Annotated in this window: 17 protein-coding genes; 15 read left to right on the forward strand and 2 right to left on the reverse strand. The window is 51.9% G+C overall.

Annotated features, from left to right (window positions below):
• The first annotated feature begins 74 nt into the window (after positions 1-74).
• The 11 genes from AC0YNW_RS21680 to fur all read left to right on the forward strand — a co-directional run bounded on the left by AC0YNW_RS21680 (position 75) and on the right by fur (position 12,083).
• The gene (locus AC0YNW_RS21680) at positions 75-1,844 is read left to right on the forward strand and encodes a sensor histidine kinase (protein ID WP_475833717.1); all 1,770 of its coding nucleotides are present in this window, start codon (positions 75-77) and stop codon (positions 1,842-1,844) included.
• A complete protein-coding gene (locus AC0YNW_RS21685) occupies positions 1,825-2,880 on the forward strand; it encodes a response regulator transcription factor (RefSeq protein ID WP_475833718.1) in 1,056 nt (351 codons plus the stop codon). Before AC0YNW_RS21680 ends, AC0YNW_RS21685 begins: the two co-directional genes overlap by 20 nt.
• 198 nt (positions 2,881-3,078) lie before the next feature.
• Positions 3,079-4,476, forward strand: a complete 1,398-nt coding sequence (locus tag AC0YNW_RS21690; RefSeq protein ID WP_475833719.1) for an extracellular solute-binding protein — start codon at positions 3,079-3,081, stop codon at positions 4,474-4,476.
• Between the two features lie 69 nt (positions 4,477-4,545).
• The gene (locus AC0YNW_RS21695; RefSeq protein ID WP_387476590.1) at positions 4,546-5,430 is read left to right on the forward strand and encodes a carbohydrate ABC transporter permease; all 885 of its coding nucleotides are present in this window, start codon (positions 4,546-4,548) and stop codon (positions 5,428-5,430) included.
• On the forward strand, positions 5,427-6,251 hold the full coding sequence (locus AC0YNW_RS21700) for a carbohydrate ABC transporter permease (protein ID WP_387476588.1): 825 nt from the start codon (positions 5,427-5,429) through the stop codon (positions 6,249-6,251). The genes AC0YNW_RS21695 and AC0YNW_RS21700 overlap by 4 nt, the downstream gene beginning before the upstream one ends.
• 51 nt (positions 6,252-6,302) lie before the next feature.
• Positions 6,303-7,337, forward strand: coding sequence for a Gfo/Idh/MocA family protein (locus AC0YNW_RS21705; protein ID WP_475833720.1), 1,035 nt, complete (start codon positions 6,303-6,305; stop codon positions 7,335-7,337).
• A gap of 247 nt (positions 7,338-7,584) precedes the next feature.
• Positions 7,585-8,391: a sulfate ABC transporter permease subunit CysT gene (gene cysT / locus AC0YNW_RS21710; protein WP_475833749.1), complete on the forward strand. Its 807-nt coding sequence runs from the start codon at positions 7,585-7,587 to the stop codon at positions 8,389-8,391.
• Between the two features lie 2 nt (positions 8,392-8,393).
• Entirely contained in the window at positions 8,394-9,191 is a 798-nt protein-coding gene (locus AC0YNW_RS21715) for a sulfate ABC transporter permease subunit (RefSeq protein ID WP_387476913.1), read from the forward strand.
• 3 nt (positions 9,192-9,194) lie between these two features.
• On the forward strand, positions 9,195-10,259 hold the full coding sequence (locus tag AC0YNW_RS21720; protein ID WP_387476584.1) for a sulfate/molybdate ABC transporter ATP-binding protein: 1,065 nt from the start codon (positions 9,195-9,197) through the stop codon (positions 10,257-10,259).
• A gap of 33 nt (positions 10,260-10,292) precedes the next feature.
• Positions 10,293-11,354 carry a sulfate ABC transporter substrate-binding protein gene (locus AC0YNW_RS21725; RefSeq protein ID WP_475833721.1) on the forward strand — a complete coding sequence of 354 codons (1,062 nt, stop codon included), beginning with the start codon at positions 10,293-10,295 and terminating at the stop codon, positions 11,352-11,354.
• Between the two features lie 252 nt (positions 11,355-11,606).
• Positions 11,607-12,083 (forward strand): ferric iron uptake transcriptional regulator, encoded by a 477-nt coding sequence (fur, locus tag AC0YNW_RS21730; protein WP_387476580.1) that lies wholly within the window; start codon positions 11,607-11,609, stop codon positions 12,081-12,083.
• 158 nt (positions 12,084-12,241) lie between these two features.
• On the opposite strand, the gene AC0YNW_RS21735 is transcribed toward fur, so the two are convergent.
• Both AC0YNW_RS21735 and AC0YNW_RS21740 read right to left on the reverse strand, forming a co-directional pair.
• The gene (locus tag AC0YNW_RS21735; RefSeq protein ID WP_387476578.1) at positions 12,242-12,439 is read right to left on the reverse strand and encodes a cysteine-rich CWC family protein; all 198 of its coding nucleotides are present in this window, start codon (positions 12,437-12,439) and stop codon (positions 12,242-12,244) included.
• A 63-nt stretch (positions 12,440-12,502) separates the two neighbouring features.
• Positions 12,503-13,300: a Cof-type HAD-IIB family hydrolase gene (locus tag AC0YNW_RS21740; RefSeq protein WP_475833722.1), complete on the reverse strand. Its 798-nt coding sequence runs from the start codon at positions 13,298-13,300 to the stop codon at positions 12,503-12,505.
• 91 nt (positions 13,301-13,391) lie between these two features.
• On the opposite strand from AC0YNW_RS21740, the gene AC0YNW_RS21745 reads away from it, so the two are divergent.
• From AC0YNW_RS21745 to AC0YNW_RS21760, 4 genes are all read left to right on the forward strand, one after another.
• On the forward strand, positions 13,392-14,819 hold the full coding sequence (locus AC0YNW_RS21745) for a S41 family peptidase (RefSeq protein ID WP_475833723.1): 1,428 nt from the start codon (positions 13,392-13,394) through the stop codon (positions 14,817-14,819).
• Between the two features lie 294 nt (positions 14,820-15,113).
• Complete coding sequence (locus tag AC0YNW_RS21750; RefSeq protein WP_120108175.1) at positions 15,114-15,335, forward strand: DUF1450 domain-containing protein; 222 nt, start codon at positions 15,114-15,116, stop codon at positions 15,333-15,335.
• A 95-nt stretch (positions 15,336-15,430) separates the two neighbouring features.
• Positions 15,431-15,934 carry a ferritin gene (locus tag AC0YNW_RS21755; RefSeq protein WP_475833724.1) on the forward strand — a complete coding sequence of 168 codons (504 nt, stop codon included), beginning with the start codon at positions 15,431-15,433 and terminating at the stop codon, positions 15,932-15,934.
• Between the two features lie 84 nt (positions 15,935-16,018).
• Positions 16,019-16,579, forward strand: a complete 561-nt coding sequence (locus AC0YNW_RS21760; RefSeq protein WP_475833725.1) for a GNAT family N-acetyltransferase — start codon at positions 16,019-16,021, stop codon at positions 16,577-16,579.
• Positions 16,580-16,620 lie beyond the last annotated feature (41 nt).

Genomic DNA, 16,620 nt, shown 5'->3' on the forward strand with positions numbered 1-16,620 from the left:
CCCGAGGAACATGCTATAATACTGCATTATCGCTCCGACAGCTTGTCATCTACCTCAGAATTGGAGGGGCTTACATGAAGCGGCTAGTGCAGATGCTTGTGAAAAGACTGATGGACCGCCGATTTTTTACGAAAATATTCATTTCGATCTTGATCGTTTCGTTTATCGGCGTGTTCAGCCTGGTCTATATTTATCAGCAGTATTATCAGGGCATGATTACGGATAACGAGCTGGACCGGACGCAGAGATCGATTAATCAGGCCGGCTATAACCTCGACAACCAACTGCGCCGGGTCGTACAGAACGTTCAATATTTTTTTTATTATTCGGAGAATAGCGTGGAGATCGATGAAGCATCTGACCGAGAGAGATTGCAGCATAAGCTGGAGGCGTTCCGGACGCAATACTCCAGCGAGCTGGAATCGGTCTTCCTGTTCATCAAGGAGGATAGGGAGGAAGGGCAGGAGACGATCATCCATGATACAGGGCTGGATCGAGTGCCTGATATCGATTACCGGAATCAGACATGGTACAAGCATTTTCTCGTCCAAGAGACAGATATCTGGTCAAAGCCGACAAAGGAGCATCTCTTCTACCAGGACCGCTCCTATACGTCGATCTATCTGATGATGGGCAAATACGATATGGACGGGCGCGACGGCATGCTCGTCGTCAGGCTGAACGGCAAGATGTTCAGCGATGCCTTCCGGTTGCTGGCGACCAATGACTTGATGCTTGAACTGAAGGACGCGAAGGGACATATCGTTTATTCGTCCTTCCCGGACGGCTCGGGCGCTGGCGACGCGATGTACCTGAAGACGGAATCCAAGCTGAACTACAGCGGCTTCGAGGTTCAGGCGTATACGAATAAGAAGGCGATCCTGGACAAAGTAAGGCAAATTCAGATCGTCCATCCGCTCGTGATTATCGTCATTCTGCTCATCACGCTTGTGATGTCGTTTCTGCTCACCTGGATGCTGACGCAGCCCATCAAGAAGCTGCTCCAGCTCATGAAGAAGGTCGAAATCGGTGACCTTGATGTGCGCTTCACTAGCAAATATACGGATGAGATCGGACTGCTCGGCCGGAATTTCAACAAGATGCTCGCCAATCTGTCCGAGATGATCGACAGAGTGTATGTGGTGGAGATGGAGAAAATCAATGCGGAGGTCAAGCAGAAGGACGCCATGCTGCTGGCGATGCAGCATCAGATCAATCCTCACTTTCTGTACAATACGCTAGAGGTCATCAATTGCCAGGCGATTCTTCATGAAGCGCCGCCGATCAGTCGGATGAGCCGGGCGATGGCGGATTTCTTCCGCTACACCATTGATAATCCGAAGGCGGAGGTGGAGTTGCGGACGGAGATTGAGCATGTGCGGACGTATTTGGACATCCAGCGGGAGCGTTATCCCGACATTGAGATTGATATGGACGGTCTGGAGCCGTTCGGGGGCTATCCGATTGTGAAGCTGACGCTGCAGCCGATTGTAGAGAACGCTTTTCTGTATGCATTCGCCGGGGAACGGGACTACTATCTAAAAATCTATGCGGAAGACTGCGACGAGCAGACGTATGCTCTCTACATCGAGGATAACGGACAGGGAATGGATGAGCAGGCGATGGAAGCGATGAATCGGCTTTTCGAAAGCGAGGCTGAAGAGGTGCCTGAGCAGGATGACAGCCGCAGACGGGGCATCGGGCTATTGAATGTGCAGCAGAGAATCAGATTGCGTTACGGCAATGGTTATGGGCTGCTGCTGGAGGAATCTATGACAGGCGGAGTGACGGTGCGGATCAAGCTGCCGAAGGAGGGCAAGGACTATGAAAATCTTAATCGTTGACGATGAGGTCGTCATTCGGAGGGGCATTATTAAGCTGCTGGAGCAGTCCGGCGGCAGCATGATCGAGATTGACGAGGCGCGCAATGGCGAGGAAGCGTTGATGTGCATCGGCCTCAGCAAGCCCGACATGATCTTGACCGATATCCAGATGCCTGTCATGGACGGGCTGCAGCTGATTGCCAGAGTGAGGGAGCGGCATCCAGATATGGCGATTGTCGTGCTGAGCGGGTATGCGGAGTTCCAATACGTGCAGCAGGCGCTGCGCCATCAAGTATCCGACTACTTGCTTAAGCCGGTGACGGCGGAGATGCTGCAGGAGGTCATCTCGCGCGTCTTGCTGAACGATCCCTCGAAGTGGATGGCGAGCATGAACGCGGCTAGCATCCGCCTGATGAAGGATACTATAGCGATGCTCATCAAAAGCCTCATGGCCGAAAATAGGACGGAATGCGACGCGCTGATCGACGCGTGGGGCGCTCATCTTCAAGAGGGGGATTATTCACTGCTGGAGATGAAGCGGATTATGGGTCACTTCGGGCTGGCCTTCCGGGCGGAGCTGCTGCTTGTGCATAAGCGCTCGGCCGGAGACGAGAGCAACCCCGCTTCCAGACCTGCCGCTACGCTGGAGGAGCTGCTGCGTAACTGGAAGGATTATCTTTCCGAGATCATCAGCATCGTAGCGGACAGCCGTGCGCCGCGCAACAAACGCGTTGTAGAGGATGCCATTGCCATGATCGACCGTCAGTACGGCGATGCGGCATTGAATTTATCCGTGCTCGCAGAACATGGCGGTTTAAGCACCGCCTATTTGAGCAAAATATTCCGTGAGGTTATGAAAAAGCCCATTACCCAATATATAAGCGAATATCGTTTGGAGAAGGCGAGGGAAATGTTGTTGCGGGAGGAAGCTGCCAAAATTAATCTGATCGCAGAGAACTGCGGCTTCAACGACTATCCCTATTTCTCGAAAATTTTCAAAAAATATTACGGTGTATCGCCGCTGGAATATAAAGAGAAAAATAGCAGCCAAGTGTAACGAACCTTCACATGAAGGTTTGTTTTTTGTTTAAAAAGCTTAGTTTAGTTTTCAGAAGACAAGAGCGGACGTTCCAATACATTGTTGAAACCGCTTTATCGGTCTATTATTTGAACTATCCCTACCGGGCACAAAGAAAAATACGGTAGAGAGCGTCAAGTTAGCTTACACAAATCAAAGACAGAGGAGTGTCAGGCAATGTTGAAAAGATGGACACAAATCGTGGCGGTAGTATTGCTGGTCGCGATGATCTCCGCATGCGGAGCAGGCAATGGGGGCAACGGAACGAGCAAGGGGAACGGCAATGAAGGCAGCGGGAACGGAGGAGCGCCAAGCGGCGCGACGGATACGCTGGAGGCTTGGGGCGAGACCATTAAGAGCCAATACGGCGGAGATACTCTCAATCTTGCTTTTGCGAGTCATCCGTCTACAGAATCCTTCCAGAAGCTGACCAGCGACTTCGAGAAGCTGACCGGCATCAAAGTGAAGTGGGAAGTGATGGAGGAGACCTACCTGAAGAACAAGCAGTTGCTTGACTACACAGGAAAAACAGGCAGCTACGATGTGCTGATGGTCGATGGTTTCTGGATGAGCGAATACGGCGCGAAGAAGGTTATAGAGCCGCTGGACGCTTATCTCTCCAATGAGAACAAGACGCCAGCTTGGTTCGACTACGAGGATATCGTACCGGCTTACCGCAATGGCATCAGCAAGTACGACGGCAGCGTATACGGCATTCCGACCGCTGGCGAGACGCGGTTCATCGCTTACCGGAAGGACTTGTTCGACAAGTACGGCAAGCAGCCGCCGGCAACGATGGATGAGTTCCTGGAGCTGGCTCAATTTTTCAACGGCAAGGAAGACGGCCTGTACGGCGTGTCCATGAGAGCGCAGCGCGGCGTTCATGCAGCATCGGGTTTGATGACGGTGATGTACAACTTCGGCGGCGGCTTCCTGAACCAACAGACAGGTGACGTAACGATGACCGATCCGAAGACGGTTGAAGCGCTTCAGTTCTACGTAGATTTGTTGAAAAATGCTCCGAAGGACGTTGTGTCCTACACGCATGAAGAAGCATTGTCGGCTTTCATGACGGGCAGAACGGCCATGTGGCTGGATGCCACAGCGCTGGCGAAGCGGATTCTGGACCCTGCAAGCTCGCAGGTGTACGACAAGGTTGGTTTTGCACCAACGCCGGAAGGTCCTGAAGGCAAAGCAAGTGCGCTTGCAGGCTGGAACATGTCGATCTCGTCGCAATCAAAAAACAAAGATGCGGCATGGGCATTCATCGTCTATATGAACAGCAAGGAAAACGCAAAAGCCTATGTTGACGGCGGCGGCGTACCAGTCAGAACGTCTATCTACGAAAACGAAGAGCTGGTAGCGGCTGATCCGTCCTACCCGGTACAATTGGCAGCGCTGAGCGATGCGAACGTGCTGGTAGAGAAGGGAATCTCCTGGATTCCGCCGCATGAGAAGCTGGGCCAAATTTTGGACCGTGTCGGCTACTATGTGAGCGCAGCGATGTTCGGAGAGATGACTGTACAAGATGCAGCGGCGAAGGCACAGACAGAGCTTGAAGATATAACGCAATAACGGAACTGGCGGCCGGGCTGCGCAAGTGGGGGCGGTCCGGCCAGTTCATCAGCAAGGAAGGTGGCATCCATGATTCGCTCTTACTTTGAGAAACGGCCTCATCTGATTTACATTATGCCCGCCATCCTCATACTTGGCGCGCTCACGATTATACCAACGATATTCTTGTATGGGTTAAGTGTAACGAATTACGAGCTTGGCTATCCGACCTTCGATTTCGTCGGTCTTGAAAATTATATCCGGCTGTTCACCGGTAAGGATGCCGAGTTCTGGTATTCGGTCGGCATCAGCCTCGGCTTTATGGTTCTGGCGACGGTCACCCAGCTTGCGCTTGGTTTCTGGCTGGCCGTGCTCCTCGATCGGGAGTTCAAGCTGAAATTTCTCGTCTTTGCCTGCATGATCGTGCCGGTGGCGATGACACCGAGTATTACCGGTCAAGTATGGAAGCTGATGATGAATGCGGAGTACGGCGTGCTCAACTACTTCCTGCAGTTTTTTGGCGGCAAAGTGATATGGCTCTCGGGGGAAAATGCATTCTGGTCGACGCTGTTCGTCGACATCTGGCAGAACACGCCGTTCGTGGCGCTGATCATCTATGCGGGTATGCGCTCACTGCCGACCGATCCGTACGAGGCCGCTGCCATAGACGGCGCGGGCAAGCTGCAGACGTTCCGTCATATTACGCTGCCGATGCTGTGGCCGATGATTTTGCTGGCGGTTATTTTCCGGGCGATTGACTCGCTTAAGATGTTCGATATTCCATACTCGCTCACACAGGGCGGTCCGGGCAGCTCTACAGAGTTCCTGAGTCTCCATATCTATAGGCTCGGCTTTGCGGGAACGGGCTGGATCGGACGTTCGGCTGCCGTATCGGTCGTACTGCTTATCTTAACGACGGTGATCAGCATGATTCTGATCAGGCTTTATCGGAAAGGAGTGGAGAATAAGGGATGAATCCGCTAGGGAATAAAAAACTGACGGTGGTGACGGCCGTTCTTCTCCTTATCGTATCCGTGTTCTGCATCTTCCCGTTCATCTGGATGCTTATTATTAGCCTCAAGACGGGGACGCAGACGTATGATCCAAGCATATGGATTTTTTCGCCGACCTTCGAGAATTACAAAAACATTTTTGAAAACCGGCATGCGCTTGATTATTTGAAAAACAGCTCGATTGTTGTGCTGCTGACGACGTTCATCTCGATCTTCATCGGCGGGATGGCGGCGTACGGATTTGCGAGATTCGAATTTAAGAAGAAAGAGAACCGCGCATTCTGGGTGCTGAGCCTGCGGATGCTGCCGCCGATGGCATCGGTCATTCCGATCTTCGTTATGGCCAGCTTGCTCGGCATTCTGGATACGCATCTGGTGTTGATCATCTGCTACATGCTGTTCAACATTCCGTTCACGATCTGGATGATGCGCAGCTTCTTCGAGGAAATTCCGGTTGCGCTGGAGGAAGCGGCCTTTGTCGACGGGGCATCAAGGTTCCAGGTGTTCATTCGCATTATCTTGCCGCTGGCTACCCCTGGACTGATCGCAACCTCGATCTTCTGTATTATCAACTCCTGGAATGAGTTCGTATTTGCGCTCTTCCTGACGAGCTCCGATGCGAGCACCCTGCCGACGACGGTAACTCTGTTCCTGTCTGTAAGCGGCGTCGTGTGGGGCGAGATGTCCGCAATCGGCATCGTGACGATCTTGCCGGTACTGCTCTTTGCGATGATTGTGCAGAAATATATGATTCGCGGCCTTACCTTCGGCGGCGTGAAATAATAGCTTCTACTATACTAGCGACACAACAGATGATGAAAGGCGATGACATGGATGACAAAAATCAGAATGGGTATTGTTGGAGCAGGAACCTGGGGAGAGACGCATGCTTACATTTATAATGATCATCCGGGAGCCGAGGTAGCGGCCATCTGCGATATGAACAAGGAGCGCGCCGCGGCGCTTGCGGCCAAGTTCAATATTCCTGAATCCGGCATCTTCACGGACCACAGAGACATGCTGGAGCACGGCAATATCGATGCCGTTGCCATTGTAACGCCGGACTTCGCTCATACCCGCATCGCTGTGGATTGCGCCAATGCAGGCAAGCATTTCATTATCGAGAAGCCGCTGACGACATCACGTGAGGAAGCGCTGGAGATTGTGGATGCGGTGGAGAAAAGCGGCGTGCGCATGATGGTAGACCTGCATAGCCGATGGAGCCCGCTATTTGCCATTCCGAAGCAATCAATCGTGGACGGTGATATCGGCGAGCCGTACAGCGCGTACTATCGGTTGAACGATATTAAGTGGGTTGCTACTGATTTGCTCCCTTGGGCGGCGAAGTCCTCCATCCTCTGGTTCCTCGGCTATCATAGCGTCGATGTGTTGCGCTGGCTGTTCAACGATGAGGTGGAGCGGGTATATGCCGTATCCAGAGAAGGCGTGCTGAAGCAAGAGGGTGTTGATACCGTTGATATCTACCAGACGATACTGGAGTTCCGCGGCGGCGGCATTGCTACGATGGAGAATGGCTGGATTACCCCGAATACGAATCCGAACGTCAACGATATGAAGCTGAATATTACCGGCACAAAAGGGATGTTCAATATCGACCCTACGCATAGCCAAATGATGGAGCGGTTCACAGAGACGAAGGCCGATCGGCCGGATATGCTCGTGCGCCACTTCATTCACGGTAAGCCGAAAGGCTTCGCTTATGAGAGCATTCGTCACTTCGTCGATCAGCTGATTACGGGCGAGCCGTTCTTCGTCACAATGGAAGATGCGTTCAATACGACAATGGTCATTCTGGCCATTATGGAATCGGCCAAAACGAGAACGCCGGTAAACGTACAATATATGTAAGAAGGCATGAAGGAAAAGTCATGGCCGCTGCACATCAGAGCAGTGGTCATGGCTTTTTGTCGCTTGCATATATTGGTATAAAGAAAGGCTATCGAATTTATCATTTTTTCTTAAATAACCATTGACTTCCTTCTCCGGTGAATGCTACATTATTAATACCTAGTAAGTTAATAGGAATTGTGTAATTAGGCGGTTTAACACCTGCGGCTCGAGCCGATGGTTTGGAGGTTTAGTTATCGTGAATGCCATGTTTCGTGGAAGAGGATGGAGCTTCGGATTTCGATCTGCCATTATTCTTTATTTCATCTGTCTCATTGTATTGCCCATCTTCGGCATTTATACACAGTCCTTTTCGCTCGGCTGGACGCCGTTCTGGGACAGTGTCTCCGATCCGCTTGCATGGAAGGCCGTGCTTCTCACGGTGAAGCTGGCAGTCATTGCGACCTTGATTAACATAGCTCTCGGCACGATGATCGGCTGGGTGCTCATTCGGTATCGTTTTCCCGGGAGAAGTTTTTTGAACAGCCTGGTCGACTTGCCGTTTGCTTTGCCTACCGCTGTCGGAGGGCTTCTGATTCTTCTGTTGCTCGGGCCTAATAGTCTGGTAGGTTCATTAGCGGCATCGGTTGGCATCGAAATCGTATTTCATGAACCGGCAATTGTGATTGCCATGCTTTTTGTGACATTTCCCTTTGTGATTCGCGCTATCCAGCCTCTGCTGGAAGAGCTCGACAAGTCCGAGGAGGAGGCTTCCTATACGCTTGGAGCATCCAAGGCGAAGACGTTTTTCAGCGTCATTCTGCCCACGATGCTGCCTGGCATTCTGAGCGGGGCCATGCTGGCATTCTCCAGAGGATTGGCGGAGTTCGGCGCAGTCGTGCTCGTCGCTGGCAACATTCCGGGGAAGACGCTTGTGGCATCGGTCTTTATATTTGGAGAAATCGAAAGCAATAATCCGCAAGGCGCTGCCGCTGTGTCGGTCATGCTGCTGACGCTGTCATTCCTCATTCTATGGCTGGTCAATCTCCTGCAAGTTAGGAGGACCGGCGCATGACGATAAGAAGAACCTGGATTTGGCTTACGTATCTTGTATTTGCCTTGCTGCTCATCGCACCTTTGGTGAAGATTGTGCTGGGTGCTTGGGAGAATGGCATGCAAGGCCTGATTGACGGACTTACGCGTCCCGAAGCGCTGCATGCGCTGATGATGACGGGAATCATTGTGGTTGTGGTTACCGCGATCAATACGGGCTTTGGTGTCATGCTCGCGCTGTACTTAGTACGGGCGCAATGGATCGGCCCAAGGATGAAGCGACTGCTTAACAGTATAGTTGACTTGCCGTTCGCGGTGTCGCCGGTTATCGGCGGATTAATGATTGTGTTATTGCTGGGTCCTCAGACCGTGATTGGCGCATTATTCGAGGATGCCGGCTTCAAGATTGTCTATGCGCTGCCCGGCATGATTCTGGCTACCTTATTCGTGACGTTCCCGATCATGGTGCGGGAAGTAATGCCGGTGCTGCAGGAGATTGGCGCTCAGCAGGAAGAAGCGGCGTCGACGCTTGGCGCTTATTCGTGGTATACGTTCTGGAAAGTGACATGGCCGTCCATTCGCTGGGGCGTCGTCTACGGCGTCGTGCTGACGGTGGCAAGGTCGCTGGGGGAATTCGGAGCGGTGCTGGTCGTCTCGGGCAATATCATGAACAAGACGCAGACCGCCACGACGCTCGTCTATCAGGATGTCGAGAATTTCAACGTAGTGGCCGCTAATGGAATCGCGCTTGTGCTTGCGGCATTCTCCGTAGGGCTGCTGCTTCTGATGGAATGGGCCAAAAAACGAAAGGAAGTGCATTAGGAGATGCATATCGAGGTTCGCGACTTAAACAAAAGCTTCGGCGATTTCCATGCGGTCAAGGATGTAAGCTTCGATATTGAGAAAGGCAAGCTGATCGGCCTGCTCGGTCCGAGCGGAGGCGGCAAGACATCGATACTGCGCATGCTTGCGGGGCTTGAGACGCCAACCTCCGGCGATATCGTATTCCACGGGCAGCGGGTTAACGACTTGCCTCCGCAGGAGCGGGGCATCGGCTTTGTCTTTCAGAACTATGCGCTGTTCAAGCATATGACGGTATATGACAACATAGCATTTGGATTGAAAGTAAAGAAGCAGACCAAAGAACAAATTCGCGAGCGAGTGATGTATTTGGTCGAGCTGACGGGACTTAAGGGCTTCGAGCATCGTTATCCCCACCAGCTCTCCGGCGGTCAGCGACAGCGTGTAGCCTTTGCAAGGGCGCTTGCTCCGGAGCCGCAGCTGCTGCTGCTCGACGAGCCGTTCGCGGCGATCGACGCCAAGATTCGTACGGAGCTGCGGACATGGCTGAAGGATATGATCGAGCGTTTAGGCATTACCTCGATTTTCGTTACGCATGACCAGGACGAGGCGATTGAAGTCGCTGATGAAATTATGATTATTAGCAAAGGCCGCCTGGAGCAGAAGGGCAGTCCGTGGGATATTTACAAAAATCCGGAGACGCCGTTTGTCGCCAGCTTTATCGGCGAATCATCCATTGTCGATGATCTGTCCGAGCTTCGAGGCTTCGAGGATGCGTCGAATGTGCCCGGCACGAAGGCACTCATTCGTCCTGAATATATCGAGATTGGCAAGGCAGGCGAGATTAAGCTGGCATCCGCTTCGATGCCCGCTGTCGTGAAGCATCTTCACTTCCGCGGCAGTGAATGGATGGTTGAGCTTGCGGTCGGCGATACGAAGCTAATCACTTACCGGTCGCTGGAGAAGGAAGTGCTGCATCCCGGCGATGAGGTGAACGTGCTTGTCCACCGTGCCTATCTGTTCAATGATCAAGCGAGCTGGATCTTGGAGAACCCGCTCAAAGTCGATCCGATGCCGATTCATATCTAATCAAGCCTAGTTGCAGAAAAGAGTGTTGCCCTTATGATACGTAATCCGATTCCCATAAAATATCTGTTGCTTGCGCTGCTGGCTTCCATGACCTTGATCGCGGCTGCTGGATGTGCGAAGAACGATGAGCCCGCAGCCGGTCAGCCTGCTGTTGAAGGCGATGTCACACTCGTAATAGGAGCCTATTCGGTCGTGAAGGATGCCTTCGCAGAGCTGCTGCCGGAATTTCAGAAGCAATGGGAGCAGGAGACCGGCCAGCGTGTGACATTCCAGGAATCGTATGAGGCGTCCGGCACGCAGGCCAGAGCGATCGCAGGCGGATTCGAAGCGGATGTAGCTGTGCTTGCGATGGAGGGCGATCTGGATAAAATATCGGATGCGGGACTTCTGACGCATGATTGGCGTGAACATAACAATAGAGGTATGATTACCCGCTCCATCGTCGTGCTTGGCACGCGTCCGGGCAATCCGCTGGGCATACGGGACTGGTCGGATCTCGCCCGCGACGGGGTGAAGGTGCTCTATCCCAATCCGAAGACGTCCGGCGGCGCCCAGTGGGACATCAATGCCATCTACGGAGCCGGACTCAAGCGTGCGGAAGCGGAGACGGGAGAGAAATCCGCGGAGTATGCCAAGACGTTCCTAAAGTCGGTCCATCGCAACGTGGAGTCGCTGGATAAGAGCGGCAGAGCCTCCATGGCTGCCTTCGAATATGGCGTCGGCGATGTGATTGTGACCTACGAGAATGAGCTGATTGCCCGCATTCAGAAGGGCGTGTCCTATGATATCGTGATTCCGAGGGATACGATCCTGATTGAAAATCCCGCAGCAGTCGTGGATAAAAACGTGGATCGCCACGGCACCCGCCAGGTGGCGGAGGCTTTCGTCGACTATCTGCATAGCGAAGAGGCGCAGCGCCTGTTCGTCAGGCATGGATTCCGTCCTAGCCATGAGGCAATAGCCGAAGAATCCAAGGAAAAGTTCGTCACGCCGGAAGGCTTGTTCGATATTGAATATTTGGGCGGATGGAGCGAGGTTCGCCAGCTGCTGTACGCCAAAAAAGGTGTTTGGTACCAAGTGTTGGCTGATATTTGACGCGTTAATCATGAGGGGAGCATGTCGCCATAGGGGCGGCTGCTTCTTTTTTTTCTGGCGAAAGAAGGGAATTTGATGGATAAACTCGAATAATAGGAAAGCGAATGAAAAGAAGGCAATCAATCGGTTATTGCATTCTTGGGCAAAATCGAATACCATTAGATTAGAATAATTCTAAATTTCTGGCGCCTGCCGTATTGCGGCGGGCCTTCTATAGATCGCTTGCGATACCAACAATGGAGGTGCGATAAGATGAACGTCTCGGCTGAGATAGATAAAATCAAACGAAGCTTAATGGAAAATGGCTATAAGCTGACGACCCAGCGTGAAATTATAGTGCGGGTTCTTCTGGAGAACGAGCAGGAGCATCTAAGCGCAGAGGATGTCTATATGCTTGTAAAGGAAAAATTCCCGGAGATCGGACTTGCAACGGTCTATCGTACATTGGAGCTGCTTGCGGAGCTGCAGATTGTGGCGAAGATGAACTTCGGGGACGGCGTTGCCCGCTTTGACCTGCGCGGCGAAGACCATGAGCATATGCATCATCACCTGATTTGCCAGAAGTGCGGTGCGCTTGAGGAAATCAAGGAAGACTGGCTGACGGAGCTGGAGGAGCGGCTGGAGCGCGAATACGGCTTCAAAGTATTGGATCACCGGCTTGACTTCACGGGCAATTACAAGGAATGCCAAGGCACCGAGTGCAAACGCGATCGCAAGGCTGTGTCGTAGGGTAACTGCGGACAGATTGTTAGCTGTGCGATGCTAGACGTTTCGGACTGCCCATTAATGAGATGGACGTAAGGACTTCAAGCAGGATTGATCTGCTGCTGGAAGTCCTTTTTGTTCATGCAATTACCGTCTCTAAGCGGACAAGAAGAGTCAATAGGTCAGGTTTTAGCTTCTTCCATCCGGTAAGCGCGGACGCAGCTTTCGCATACGCATGACTTGCCCCTTGCCTCTACGGGTATACGAGCAAGAAGCTCCTTCGGGATAGCGGCATGAAAGCACCAGCAATCCCGTGGATTCTCGTCCAACAGGGCCGCGCAGCGGTTGCCGCTTCCACAGAGCGGACATTGGTCGCTCATGTTCATCCCTCCTTGCACAATCAGCCCTGCGGTCCAAAGCCGCAGGGCTGATTGTGATGTTCGTCAGCGATTGAATATAAATTTCTCGATGACATGCTTGACGCCATCTTCATTGTTGGACAACGTCACATAATCGGCGATCTCCTTCAGCATGGGGACAGCATTGCCCATCGCGACACCAAGACCGGCAGCTTGGATCATTTCACGGTCGTTCCATGCGTCGCCGATTGCAATCGTCTCCTCCATTGTGCAGCCGATATGCTCGGCCATATGCTTCAGCGCATGGCCTTTCGTGCCCTCTTTGTGCATGAACTCCAGATAGTGGGCTTTCGACTTCGTAATATGAACCCGGTCGCCGATCAGCGCTTGAAGTTCGATTGCAATTTCGTCCAGACGGTCGGGCTCGTCAATCATCAGCATCTTGTTCGTTGGTTGATCGATGAGCTTGGCAAAATCCGGTTCAATTAAATACGGAATATTGGATAGTTTGGAATAGGCTTTGATCCGGTCATTGTCCTCAGTGCCGTACAACTCGTCATTCACATAGGACTGAAGATGAAGGCCATGCTTCTTGCAGTAGCCGTACAGCTCCTTCGCCGCATCCGCCGGCACGGAACGCTCATACAGAACTTGTCCATCCAGCAGCGTTTTGACGAGAGCACCTTGATACGTGATAATAGGTACATTAAGATTAATGCCTTTCGCAATCTTCTGAGCGGAAGCGAACATGCGGCCGGTAGCCAGCGTTACCGTCACGCCCATCTCGATTGCGGAGGCCATCGCCAAGCGTGTGCCTTCCGATACCGTCAAATTATCGCTTAACAACGTGTCGTCCACATCAATAGCAATCAGCTTATACATACTAGCGGTAGCTCCTCTCTGTTGCCGTCACAGCATTCACAATAAAGTTGATTGTAGCGAAAATCCAGCTTACATACAAGGAGATAATCGAATGGATCATTACAGCGAAGCACCAGTCAAAAAGAAATCGGGATTCATATACGTCATCGGCGTATTTGCACTGCTTATTATCGGATACATTTTCGGATCGCTATCGGTTTCGATGCGCTACCCGATTTTGAAGGAGCCTACATTTAAGCAATTTAATGCTTCCTATACGAAAATATTGAACGACTATCTGGAAGGAGCGGAGCCGGAGGATTTGATCAACGGCGCTGCCCGCGGTATGGTCGCTTCGCTTGAGGACCCGTTCTCACAATATTTGGTTGGAGAGCAGGGAGAGGCCTATACCCAGTCTTATGAAGGCGAGTTTTATGGCATCGGCGCCAACATGAGGAAGGAAGAAGAGCAGTACGTCATTACTTCGGTCATTAAGGATACGCCTGCGGAGCGCGGTGGCGTCCTGGCAGGCGATGTCATTCTTGCGGTTGACGGCAAGGAGGTCAAGGGCTTGTCGTTCCAGGAGCTGCTTGGTCTCGTGCGCGGCGAGGAGGGCAGCTCCGTGACGCTCAAGATCCAGCGCCCAAGCGAAGAAGGGCCGTTAGATATTACGCTGAAGCGTGCCCCTATTCCAGTTCATACGGTGTCGGCGGAGCGGCTGAATGACGGTGTCGGTCATATTACGATTAGCCGGTTTGCCGAGAATACGGCGAAGGAATTCAAGGAGGAGCTTGCCAAGCTGGAAGAGGAAGGACCACTGAAGGGGCTCTTGCTTGATATGCGCTCCAATCCGGGCGGGCTGTTGACGTCTACAATCGAGATCGCCAGCGTTCTTATCCCGAAGGATAAGAAAATATTGGATGTGGTCTACAAAAATGAGCGCCAGACGGTCAGCTTCTTGTCCCATCAGGAGAAAGAGTGGAAGGTTCCAATCACTGTGCTGGTGAACGGACAATCCGCAAGTGCCAGCGAAGTGATGGCGGCAGCATTGAAGGAATCTGCCGGAGCGCAAGTTGTAGGAGAGACGACATACGGCAAAGGCGTCGTTCAAGCGTTCAGGGAATTTCCCGATGGATCTGTGCTGAGCCTGACAGAAGCGCAATGGAAGACACCGGGCGGGACATGGATTAACAAGCAAGGCGTCGCTCCGGATTATGAGGTATCGCTGCCTGAATATGCGAAGGTCAGACCGCTCGCCACAGGATCGAAGATGCAGAAGGGAAGCTACGGGGACAATGTCATCACACTCCAAATAATGTTGCGTGAGCTGGGCTATGGTCCGCTTGGCAAGGAAGGCGTCTTCGACGAGCAGACCGAAGCGGCACTCAAGGCTTTCCAGAGCGCTGAAGAGCTGGAAGCAACCGGCGTGTTCAACGACAAGACAGGCTACAGGCTTGTTGAGCTGCTCCGCGAGAAGCTGGCGAAGGAAGATACGCAGCTGGATAAAGGCATTGAGGTGCTGCAAGGCCTCTCCAAGTAAGGGGAGAGCACAAGTCTCGAAAAATCAGAAGTCCGAATTCGGCGGTGAGCGCCGGTTCGGACTTTTGTTGTTCATTGGCTGATGAGGATGCGAAGGCAAAGGAAAATGAATGAACCATGCAGAAGGAGTACAACTTAAGGAAGGAAGAGCGTATGAGGCTGTTTTGCTTGAACCACCGACATAAGCTAAAGTCATCGCCAATTTTAAGGCTTGTTTCTTGACAATCTCATTGATAATGATTATCATAACTGTGAGAACGATGATCAGTAAGGACAAAGCGGCGCGGGGTGACCTATGAAGAAGATCAAGTATTGCAGGCGTAATTTGAAAAACGGCTCCAAGTCTCTGTACAAGGCGATGAAGGAGAACTATCCCGACATTAAGCGCAAGAAAAGCGATTGTCTGGGCAATTGCAAAACCTGCAAGATGGAATGCTTCGTTGTAGTGAAATCCAAAACGATAAGCGCGCCAACACCGGATTTGCTTTATAAGCGATTGAAAAAAATGATCGGTTAGCCATAATAGTGGTGGATTTAGAAAGGGCGGCCATATGCCGCCTCTTTCTTTTATGTTAGAATAAGTATAAATAAGAAAAGAAGAGGTGCACATTTATGAAAGATTCTCTAGCCAAAGCGCTTAACGAACAAATGAACTTCGAGTTCTACTCCGCTCATGTGTATCTTGCCATGGCAGCTTATTGCTCCGGTGATAGCCTGGATGGTTTCGCTAATTTCTTTATTGTACAAGCTGAGGAAGAACGGTTCCACGCTATGAAAATATACAAGTTCCTGAATGACCGGGGACGCCGCGCGACGCTTGATGCGCTGCCTGAGCCAAACAACGATTACGATTCCGTGCTGCATGCCTTCGAGCAAGGCTACAAGCACGAACAACAAAATACGGAGCGCTTCTATCACTTATCCGATCTTGCGATGAATGATCGCGAGCATGCGACGATCAACTTCCTGAAGTGGTTTATCGATGAGCAGGTGGAAGAGGAAGCATTGTTCGACAGCATTATTAACAAGCTTAAGCGGATCGATAAGGACAGCAACGCGTTTTATATGCTGGATACGGAATTCGCAGGCCGCTCGTTTACGGCGCCAGCTGAATAACAAGAACAGGCTTGGAGACGGACGAACGTCTCCGGGCTTTTTTTTAGTTTTGGGCAACCTATGCCAGAAGAAAGGGGTTCACACATGATTAATCAAGCGACACCACAAGATGCGGATAGAATTATGCCGTTAATGCTGTCAGCCATCGATTCCATTGCATACACACTGTCAGGCACCCGCGATGAGGAGGAGACATGGCGCATACTGGCCGATGCTATCCGGCAAGAGGATAACCGGCTGAGCTATCGCAATATTATTGTAGACCAGCGTGATGGCGCTATAGCAGGCATGCTGATTTGTTACTCAGGAGATGAGGCTGATCGGCTGGATCAACCGATACGCGACAGGCTTGCGCGCGATCACGGACCGGAAGCGGCGAAAGCGCTCGTACCGGAGTGCCGTCCGGGCGACTTCTATCTCGATGCTGTTGCGGTAGATGAACGCTATCAGGGTCAGGGTATTGCGAAAGCATTGATCGGAGCGTTCGAGCAAAGAGGTGCTGAAGCCGGCTGTGCCCGATTGTCTCTGATTGTCGAGCAATACAATGACCGCGCACGTGCGCTGTACAAGAAGCTAGGGTATCGGGAGGACGGTTTGCTGGATGTTGGCGGCAGTTCATATACCCGTATGATCAAGGATATTTGAAGCCGGGGCAGGCCCCGGTTTTTCTCTATGAACTCTATTAT

The organism is Paenibacillus sp. J31R120, from assembly GCF_056269225.1.

Excerpts from the sequence above, each read along its gene's own strand:
- AC0YNW_RS21755 (WP_475833724.1), top strand. The coding sequence starts at position 15,431 with ATGAAAGATTCTCTAGCCAAAGCGCTTAACGAACAAATGAACTTCGAG.
- AC0YNW_RS21685 (WP_475833718.1), top strand. The coding sequence starts at position 1,825 with ATGAAAATCTTAATCGTTGACGATGAGGTCGTCATTCGGAGGGGCATT.
- AC0YNW_RS21760 (WP_475833725.1), top strand. The coding sequence starts at position 16,019 with ATGATTAATCAAGCGACACCACAAGATGCGGATAGAATTATGCCGTTA.
- cysT (WP_475833749.1), top strand. The coding sequence starts at position 7,585 with ATGTTTCGTGGAAGAGGATGGAGCTTCGGATTTCGATCTGCCATTATT.
- AC0YNW_RS21700 (WP_387476588.1), top strand. The coding sequence starts at position 5,427 with ATGAATCCGCTAGGGAATAAAAAACTGACGGTGGTGACGGCCGTTCTT.
- AC0YNW_RS21695 (WP_387476590.1), top strand. The coding sequence starts at position 4,546 with ATGATTCGCTCTTACTTTGAGAAACGGCCTCATCTGATTTACATTATG.
- AC0YNW_RS21680 (WP_475833717.1), top strand. The coding sequence starts at position 75 with ATGAAGCGGCTAGTGCAGATGCTTGTGAAAAGACTGATGGACCGCCGA.
- AC0YNW_RS21745 (WP_475833723.1), top strand. The coding sequence starts at position 13,392 with ATGGATCATTACAGCGAAGCACCAGTCAAAAAGAAATCGGGATTCATA.
- fur (WP_387476580.1), top strand. The coding sequence starts at position 11,607 with ATGAACGTCTCGGCTGAGATAGATAAAATCAAACGAAGCTTAATGGAA.
- AC0YNW_RS21740 (WP_475833722.1), bottom strand. The coding sequence starts at position 13,300 with ATGTATAAGCTGATTGCTATTGATGTGGACGACACGTTGTTAAGCGAT.
- AC0YNW_RS21735 (WP_387476578.1), bottom strand. The coding sequence starts at position 12,439 with ATGAGCGACCAATGTCCGCTCTGTGGAAGCGGCAACCGCTGCGCGGCC.
- AC0YNW_RS21705 (WP_475833720.1), top strand. The coding sequence starts at position 6,303 with ATGACAAAAATCAGAATGGGTATTGTTGGAGCAGGAACCTGGGGAGAG.
- AC0YNW_RS21725 (WP_475833721.1), top strand. The coding sequence starts at position 10,293 with ATGATACGTAATCCGATTCCCATAAAATATCTGTTGCTTGCGCTGCTG.
- AC0YNW_RS21690 (WP_475833719.1), top strand. The coding sequence starts at position 3,079 with ATGTTGAAAAGATGGACACAAATCGTGGCGGTAGTATTGCTGGTCGCG.
- AC0YNW_RS21720 (WP_387476584.1), top strand. The coding sequence starts at position 9,195 with ATGCATATCGAGGTTCGCGACTTAAACAAAAGCTTCGGCGATTTCCAT.
- AC0YNW_RS21750 (WP_120108175.1), top strand. The coding sequence starts at position 15,114 with ATGAAGAAGATCAAGTATTGCAGGCGTAATTTGAAAAACGGCTCCAAG.